The sequence below is a fragment of the Hydrogenophaga sp. genome (genome assembly GCF_030158645.1).
Taxonomy (GTDB): Bacteria; Pseudomonadota; Gammaproteobacteria; order Burkholderiales; family Burkholderiaceae_C; genus Hydrogenophaga.
On record NZ_JAOASO010000124.1, the window covers coordinates 1 to 6,993 of the forward strand.

The window sequence follows — 6,993 nt, forward strand, 5'->3', positions numbered from 1 at the left end:
GCTTGCTGAGCAGCAACTGTTCGAGGTTGGTGGTGTTGCCGCGCCCGGTGAGGCGGCCCACCTCGGGCCGGTTGCCGATACCGGGCAGGAGGAATTCGAGTTCGGGCCCGCGGTTGGCGCGTGGCCATCCGATGAGCGCGTCGGGCGCGAGCGTGTAGAGCCAGATGGCTGCGGGCGGACCGGCGGGAAAGACGCGCTGCACCCGGGCCGGCACGTTCACGCGGCGGCTCGCTCCGTCGGTGACGCTGCGGGCCTGCGCCCACGCCGGCAGGCCAGCGAGCGCGCCCGACGCGATCAGCAGATCACGTCGGCGCAGACCCGGATCGTCAGGGTTGACCAAAGCCGTAACGCGCGAACGTGGCTTGCGCGGCGGGTGCCAGCAGGGCTTTGGCAAAAGCCTCGGCCGGTGCGGGCGCACCGCGCTTCACGGTGAGGCCGTAGGCCGCGCCCACCTGCAAGGCCGCAGGCACCTGCACCACCTTCAGGCGCGGCACCTCTCGTTGCGAGGCCACGGCGTTGGTGCAATAGGTGAGGAACACATCGGCCTGGCCCTGGTCCATGACCCAGGCGTAGGTGCCCCAGCCGGCCGGTGGCTTGGGTGAGTCGGGGCCACCGGTGAGCTTGAGCGCCTTGGCGTCGAGCGCGGCGTACGCACCGGGGCGCACGGTCTCGGCCTTGCGGAACAGCTCCCAGGCGTAGTCACCCGACGGGTCGGCCTTGGGTGTGGAGGTACCGAGCTTCACCGCCGGGTTGAGCATGGTCTCCAGCAGGTTCTGCGGCGTGGCGTTCACGCTCGCCTGCGTGAGTGCACACAGGCTGTTGCGCACGAAAACGGTGGGCGCTGCCCAACCACCCGCGGCGGCCAGGCGTTGCGGGTGCTGGGTGTCGGCCGAGGCGAACACCTGCGCGCCCTCGCCTTTTTCAATGCGCTCGCGCAGCAGGCCAGAAGCTCCGAAGGTGAGCGCGATCTTCTGCCCGGTGCGGGTTTCATGGTCGCGCGCGATCTCGGTGAACACCTCACGCAAGCTGCCGGCGGCGTAGACCTGCAGGGGTTCTTTCGTCACGGGCGCCTCAGGCGTGGCACAACCAGCCAGCGCAGCGAGCGCCATGACCGTCAGACGGGTCTTCACTTAGAGGCATTCGGGAAAAAGAGCTGCTCACCACCGATCTTGTAGCCAGCAATCGCGGCCTGACCCGCCGGACCGGTGACCCAGTCCACAAACTTCTGCCCGTCGGCCGTTTTCACCTGCGGGTGCTTGGCCGCGCTCACCAGCATCACGCCGTACTGGTTGAACAGGCGCTTGTCGCCTTCGACGAGCACAGCCAGATCGGCGCGGTTCTTGAAGTTGAGCCAGGTGCCGCGGTCGGCCAGCACGTAGCCCCCGGCGCTGGAGGCGATGTTGAGCGCGGGGCCCATGCCACAGCCGCATTCCTTGTAGCCGGTGCCCCTGTTGGCATCGGTGTCCGTCATCTTCCAGAAACGAAGCTCGGCCGCGTGCGTGCCGCTCTTGTCGCCTCGCGAGATGAAGGGCGCATTGGCGGTGGCCACTTTTTTCATGGCGGCCACGATGTCACTGCCTTTGGTGCCGGCCGGGTCGGCCTTGGGGCCGATCAGCACGAAGTCGTTGTACATGACCTCCTGGCGCTTGTCGGCGAAACCGTCGGCCACAAACTTCTCTTCGGCCACCTTGTCGTGCACGAAGAGCACGTCGGCATCGCCCCGGCGCGCCATGTCGATGGCCTGGCCCGTGCCCAGCGCGACCACCTTCACGTCGATGCCGCTGGCTCGTCTGAACTCGGGCAGCAAAAACGAGAACAGGCCCGACTGCTCGGTGGACGTGGTGGACGCCACCACGATGCTTTGGGCCATCGCGCCGGCACTGGCGAGCAGGGCGGTACCGAGGGCGGCGACGAGGGTCAGACGACGGAAGGCGTTCACAAACTTTCTCCTTGAACAAACAAATGGGCCTGCGGACACAAAGACCGCAGCAGGTCGTGGTTGAAAAAATCGGCCACGGGCAGGTCGGCCAGCAAGCGGCCCTGCTCCAGGTAAATGACACGGCTGGCCAGGCGCTTGACCTGGCCCAGGTTGTGGCTGCTGAACACCAGCGTGGGTGGGCGCTCGCCCCCTGGGTCGCCCAGGGTGAACTCGGCGATCTGTGCCTCCACCTCGCGTTTGGCGTGCGGGTCCAGGCTGGCGGTGGGTTCGTCGAGCAACCACACATCGGGACGCAAGGCCCAGGCCCGGGCCAGCGCCACGCGCTGCTGCTGCCCGCCGGAGAGCGCACGGGCATTGCGCTCGGCAATGTGGCCCAGTTCCACCCGCTCGAGCGCGGCGAGCGCCAGCGCGCGGGTCTCAGCCCACGCGACGCCCTTGAGCCAGAGCCCGAGCTGGATGTTCAGCCGCACGCTCAGGCGCAGCATGTGCGGCCGCTGGAACAGCATGGCCACGCGCTGCTGACTCGATGCGTGCAACTCGCCGCCGCTGGTGTGCTGCAGGCCGTGCAGCGTGCGCAACAGCGTGCTTTTGCCGCTGCCGTTGGCGCCCACCAGCGCCACGCGTTCACCGGCCTGGATGCGCAGGTAGATGTCGCTCAGGGCCTGCAGGCGACCCGCCGGGCCGAGGTGTACCTGCACGTTGCGCAGGTCAAAACACACGGCAGGCAGCACCGCGGTGACGGGCAGACCGGTCATGGCGTCACCAGCGTCAGGCGGGTGGCATCGGCGCTGTCGGCACGCTCGCGCCAGCGGCTCAGCAGCGACACCATCGCGTTGAGCACCAGCACCACACCCAGCAACACCAGACCCAGGCCGAGCGCCAGCGGCAGATCGCCCTTGCTGGTTTCCAGCGCGATCGCGGTGGTCATGACGCGGGTGAACCCTTCGATGTTGCCGCCCACGATCATCACCGCACCCACCTCGGAGACGGCGCGGCCGAAAGCGGTGAGCAACACGGTGACGAGTGCGTAACGGTCGTCCCAGGCCAGCAGCAGGCTGCGCAACACCGGGCCTGCGCCCAGCGACGAGAGCTGCTCGCCGTGGTTTCGGTCGGCGTCTTCCACCACCTGGCGCGTGAGTGCTGTGACCAGCGGCAGCACCAGGCAGGCCTGCGCCAGCACCATGGCCTGGAAGCTGAACAACCAGCCCAGAAATCCCAGCGGACCCGAGCGTGACAGCAAGAGATAGATGACCAGGCCCACCACCACCGAAGGAATGGCCAGAAAAGTGTTGAGCAGGGTGAGCACCGCACCCCGCCCCGGGAACCGCGCGACCGCCAGCCAGGCGCCGAGCACCAAGCCCAGACCACAGGCCAGCAGGCAGGCGAGCGCGCTCACGGCGAGCGACCTGCTCACCACCGCCCAGAGACCCGGGTCGCCCGAAACCACCAGCTGCAGTGCGGTGCTGACGCTATCGGAAAAGGTGTTCATGTGGGCGCAGAGCATAGGCCGAACACCCCCGGGAGCACCTACGTAGTGACACGGTATGAAACGTCTTGCATAGGCAATGCTGTTCATACGTTGCGGCCGTTCGGTGGCGGCAGCCGGCGCGCATGGGGCACACTCGCGCTCCATGAAACAGATCGAGTTGTCCTACGCGTTCGCCGCCCGCGCACCGGGCCGCTCCAGCGGTCATGCGCTGTTGCGCAACCCGATGATGGACGTTCTGCAGGCGGTGCACACCAGCGGTTCCATCTCGGCCGCCGCGCGCCAGCTGGACCTGTCGTACCGTCATGTCTGGGGGCAACTCAAGGACTGGGAAGCCGCGCTGGGCCAGGCCTTGCTGTTCTGGGAGCGCGGGCAGGCAGCCCGCCTGACACCGTTTGGCGAGCGGCTCCTGATGGCCGAGCGGCTGGCACAGGCCCGGTTGGGACCGCAGATTGAAGGCCTGCGTGCCGAACTCGAACGGGCCTTTGCCCGCGCTTTCGACGACGCTGGCGAAGACGGCGACAGCGAGGTGCTGACGCTCTACGCCAGCCACGACCACGCCCTGAGCGCCCTGCAGGAATTCGCCGCCACCGACGCGTCTTCTCGCAAGGACGCGGGCCGTCTGCACCTCGACATCCGTTTCTGCGGCAGCGTGGATGCGATCCGCGCGCTCAACGAAGGCCGCTGCGCGCTGGCCGGTTTTCACACCCAACCGTTCGCCGCCTCGGGCAGCCAGAGCGCGCGCACCTACCGCCCGCTGCTCAAGCCAGGCCTGCACAAGATCATCGGTTTCGCTCGCCGTGCCCAGGGTTTGATGGTGGCTCCCGGCAACCCGCTGCGCCTGCTCGACATGAAGGACGTGGCGCGCCTGCAGGCTCGTTTCGTCAACCGCGCGCTGGGCACCGGCACACGCTTGCTGCTGGACGAACTGCTCACGCAAGCCCTGCTGATGCCCGAAGACATCGCCGGCTTTGAACGGGTGGAGAGTTCGCACGCGGCGGTGGCACAGGCGGTGGCCAGCGGCGCGGCCGATGTGGGTCTGGGCACCGAGTACGCCGCCCGCACGCAGGGTCTGGGCTTTGTACCGCTCACCGAAGAGCGCTATTTGCTGGTGTGCCTGAAGACCGCGCTGGAGCAGCCCGCCGTGCAGCGCTTGTTGCAACGCCTGCGCAGCCGTGCGTGGCACGATCAGCTCGCCAGCCTGCCGGGGTACGTGCCCGATCACTGCGGCGAAGTGGCCGCGATGAAGCGGCTCCTGCCGTGGTGGGACTGAAGCAATCCCGTTCGGGCTGAGCCTGTCGAAGCCTTGCCGACGCCTTGGTGAGCCCTTCGACAGGCTCAGGGCGAACGGAGGTCAGCCCAGGGCGAACGGCAATCGGACCAGTGCAAACGGGGATCGATCAGCTTTGCAGCCGCCGCGCGATCTCCGCGATCAGCTGGCGCGCGAGCACCAGCTTCGAAGCCCGCGGCAACTCCAGCGTGCCGTGTGCGTCCACCAGCAACAAGGCGTTGTCGTCCTGCCCGAAGGTGTCGGGCCCGATGTTGCCCACCAGCAGCGGCACCCCTTTGCGCGCGCGCTTGGCCTGGGCGTGGGCCAGCAGGTCGTGACTCTCGGCGGCGAAGCCCACGCAGTACAGCGCACCGTTCCGGGCGCGCTCGCTGCTGGCGATGCCGGCCAGGATGTCGGGGTTCTCCACGAACGACAGCGTGGGCACCTCGCCCGAACCGTCCTTCTTGATCTTCTGGTCCAGCATCTGCGCCGGGCGCCAGTCGGCCACGGCCGCGGCCGAGACAAACACCGTGGCCGCCTGGGCCAGGTGGTCGAGCGACTTCTGCATGTTCAGCGCCGACTTCACGTTGACCCGGCCCACACCGCGCGGCGTGGGCAGACCCACCGGGCCGGCCACCAGCGTCACCTGCGCGCCGGCCTCGTGCGCCGCCCGCGCGATGGCAAAGCCCATCTTGCCGCTGGAGAGGTTGGTCAGCCCCCGCACCGGGTCGATGGCCTCAAACGTGGGACCGGCGCTCACCAGCACATGCTGGCCGGCCAGCACCTTGGGCGTGAAGAAGCGGATCAGGTCGTACAGCAGCTCGTCGGGCTCGAGCATGCGGCCGTCGCCGGTTTCGCCGCAGGCCTGCTCGCCCGCGCCCACGTCGAGCACCGTGGTGCCATCGGCGCGCAGCTGCTCGATGTTGCGCTGCGTGGCGGGATGCGACCACATTTCGCGGTTCATGGCGGGCGCCAGGATCAGCGGCACGCTCTCGATGGGACGCGCCAGGCACATCAGCGAGAGCAGCTCGTCGGCCCGACCGTGCACCAGCTTGGCCATGAAATCGGCGCTGGCCGGGGCCACCACGATCGCGTCGGCCTCACGGCTGAGGTTGATGTGGGGCATGTTGTTGTCCGCCCCGCCCGAAGTGCGCGCGTCCCACTGCGAAGTGAACACCGGGCGGCCCGAGAGCGCCTGCATCGTCACCGCGGTCATGAACTGCTCGGCGGCTTCGGTCATGACCACCTGCACCGTGGCACCGGCTTTCACCAGCGCCCGGCACAGTTCGGCCGCCTTGTAACAGGCGATACCGCCCGAAAGACCCAGGACGATGTGTTTTCCAGCAAGTTCGTTCATGGGCGCAATGTAGCAGTTGGGCCCTGTCCACGTGCCCGGCCGGGTGGGCTGTCGGGGGCGCCATTTATAATCGCCATTTCCACCTCCTGCGAGCATCTGGCTCGCCCGAGACATGACCAAATTTGTGTTCGTCACCGGCGGTGTGGTGTCCTCTCTGGGCAAAGGCATCGCCTCCGCATCCCTCGCCGCGATTCTTGAGTCCCGCGGCCTCAAAGTCACCCTCATCAAGCTCGACCCGTACATCAACGTGGATCCGGGCACCATGTCCCCCTTCCAGCACGGCGAGGTGTTTGTCACCGACGACGGCGCCGAGACCGACCTGGACCTGGGCCACTACGAGCGTTTCATCGAAACGCGGATGAAGAAGACCAACAACTTCACCACCGGCAAGATCTACCAGTCGGTGCTGGAAAAAGAACGCCGGGGCGACTACCTCGGCAAGACGGTGCAGGTGATCCCGCACGTCACCAACGAGATCCAGGAATTCATCCAGCGCGGCGCCGGCATCGGCACGCCCGACGCAGTGGACGTGGCCATCGTCGAGATCGGCGGCACCGTGGGCGACATCGAATCGCTGCCGTTCCTGGAAGCCGTGCGCCAGATGAGCCTGCGCATGGGCCCGAACAACTCGGCCTTCGTGCACCTGAGCTACGTGCCCTGGATCGCCGCCGCCGGCGAGCTGAAAACCAAGCCCACGCAGCACACCGCCAAGGAACTGCGTGCCATCGGGATCCAGGCCGACGCCCTGCTCTGCCGCGCCGACCGCCGCATTCCCGACGAAGAGCGCGCCAAGATCAGCCTGTTCTCCAACGTGCCCGAGTGGGGCGTGATCTCCATGTGGGACGTGGACACCATCTACAAGGTGCCGCGCATCCTGCACGAGCAGGGCCTGGACGGCCTGATCTGCGACAAGCTGCGCCTGAACACGCCACCGGCCAGCC

The 6,993-nt window shown here is 67.6% G+C and carries 7 protein-coding genes and 1 pseudogene; 2 read left to right on the forward strand and 6 right to left on the reverse strand.

Annotated elements, in window-relative coordinates; all coding sequences use genetic code 11:
- From Q1W68_RS13245 to Q1W68_RS13265, 5 genes and pseudogenes are all read right to left on the reverse strand, one after another.
- Positions 1–340, reverse strand: a pseudogene (locus Q1W68_RS13245) (iron ABC transporter substrate-binding protein); the annotation flags it as partial.
- Positions 327–1,130: a molybdate ABC transporter substrate-binding protein gene (locus tag Q1W68_RS13250; protein ID WP_300659518.1), complete on the reverse strand. Its 804-nt coding sequence runs from the start codon at positions 1,128–1,130 to the stop codon at positions 327–329. The gene Q1W68_RS13250 and the pseudogene Q1W68_RS13245, both read right to left, overlap by 14 nt.
- Positions 1,127–1,870, reverse strand: a complete 744-nt coding sequence (locus Q1W68_RS13255) for a substrate-binding domain-containing protein (RefSeq protein ID WP_300716930.1) — start codon at positions 1,868–1,870, stop codon at positions 1,127–1,129. The genes Q1W68_RS13250 and Q1W68_RS13255 overlap by 4 nt, the downstream gene beginning before the upstream one ends.
- A 65-nt stretch (positions 1,871–1,935) precedes the next feature.
- Positions 1,936–2,694 (reverse strand): ATP-binding cassette domain-containing protein, encoded by a 759-nt coding sequence (locus Q1W68_RS13260; protein ID WP_300648089.1) that lies wholly within the window; start codon positions 2,692–2,694, stop codon positions 1,936–1,938.
- Positions 2,691–3,428 carry an ABC transporter permease gene (locus Q1W68_RS13265; protein WP_300648088.1) on the reverse strand — a complete coding sequence of 246 codons (738 nt, stop codon included), beginning with the start codon at positions 3,426–3,428 and terminating at the stop codon, positions 2,691–2,693. Before Q1W68_RS13265 ends, Q1W68_RS13260 begins: the two co-directional genes overlap by 4 nt.
- A gap of 142 nt (positions 3,429–3,570) precedes the next feature.
- Between Q1W68_RS13265 and Q1W68_RS13270 the strand changes: the two genes are divergently transcribed.
- Positions 3,571–4,698, forward strand: coding sequence for a substrate-binding domain-containing protein (locus Q1W68_RS13270; RefSeq protein ID WP_300648086.1), 1,128 nt, complete (start codon positions 3,571–3,573; stop codon positions 4,696–4,698).
- A gap of 127 nt (positions 4,699–4,825) precedes the next feature.
- Here the strand turns inward: Q1W68_RS13270 and coaBC are convergent, their stop codons facing one another.
- Positions 4,826–6,052, reverse strand: a complete 1,227-nt coding sequence (gene coaBC / locus Q1W68_RS13275) for a bifunctional phosphopantothenoylcysteine decarboxylase/phosphopantothenate--cysteine ligase CoaBC (RefSeq protein ID WP_300648085.1) — start codon at positions 6,050–6,052, stop codon at positions 4,826–4,828.
- 112 nt (positions 6,053–6,164) lie between these two features.
- Between coaBC and Q1W68_RS13280 the strand changes: the two genes are divergently transcribed.
- Positions 6,165–6,993: CTP synthase (locus Q1W68_RS13280; RefSeq protein WP_300716929.1), on the forward strand; the 829-nt coding region annotated here is incomplete at its 3' end.

Coding starts and splice junctions, on each gene's coding strand:
- Q1W68_RS13255 (WP_300716930.1), bottom strand. CDS start 1,870: ATGGCCCAAAGCATCGTGGTGGCGTCCACCACGTCCACCGAGCAGTCG.
- Q1W68_RS13260 (WP_300648089.1), bottom strand. CDS start 2,694: ATGACCGGTCTGCCCGTCACCGCGGTGCTGCCTGCCGTGTGTTTTGAC.
- Q1W68_RS13265 (WP_300648088.1), bottom strand. CDS start 3,428: ATGAACACCTTTTCCGATAGCGTCAGCACCGCACTGCAGCTGGTGGTT.
- Q1W68_RS13270 (WP_300648086.1), top strand. CDS start 3,571: ATGAAACAGATCGAGTTGTCCTACGCGTTCGCCGCCCGCGCACCGGGC.
- coaBC (WP_300648085.1), bottom strand. CDS start 6,052: ATGAACGAACTTGCTGGAAAACACATCGTCCTGGGTCTTTCGGGCGGT.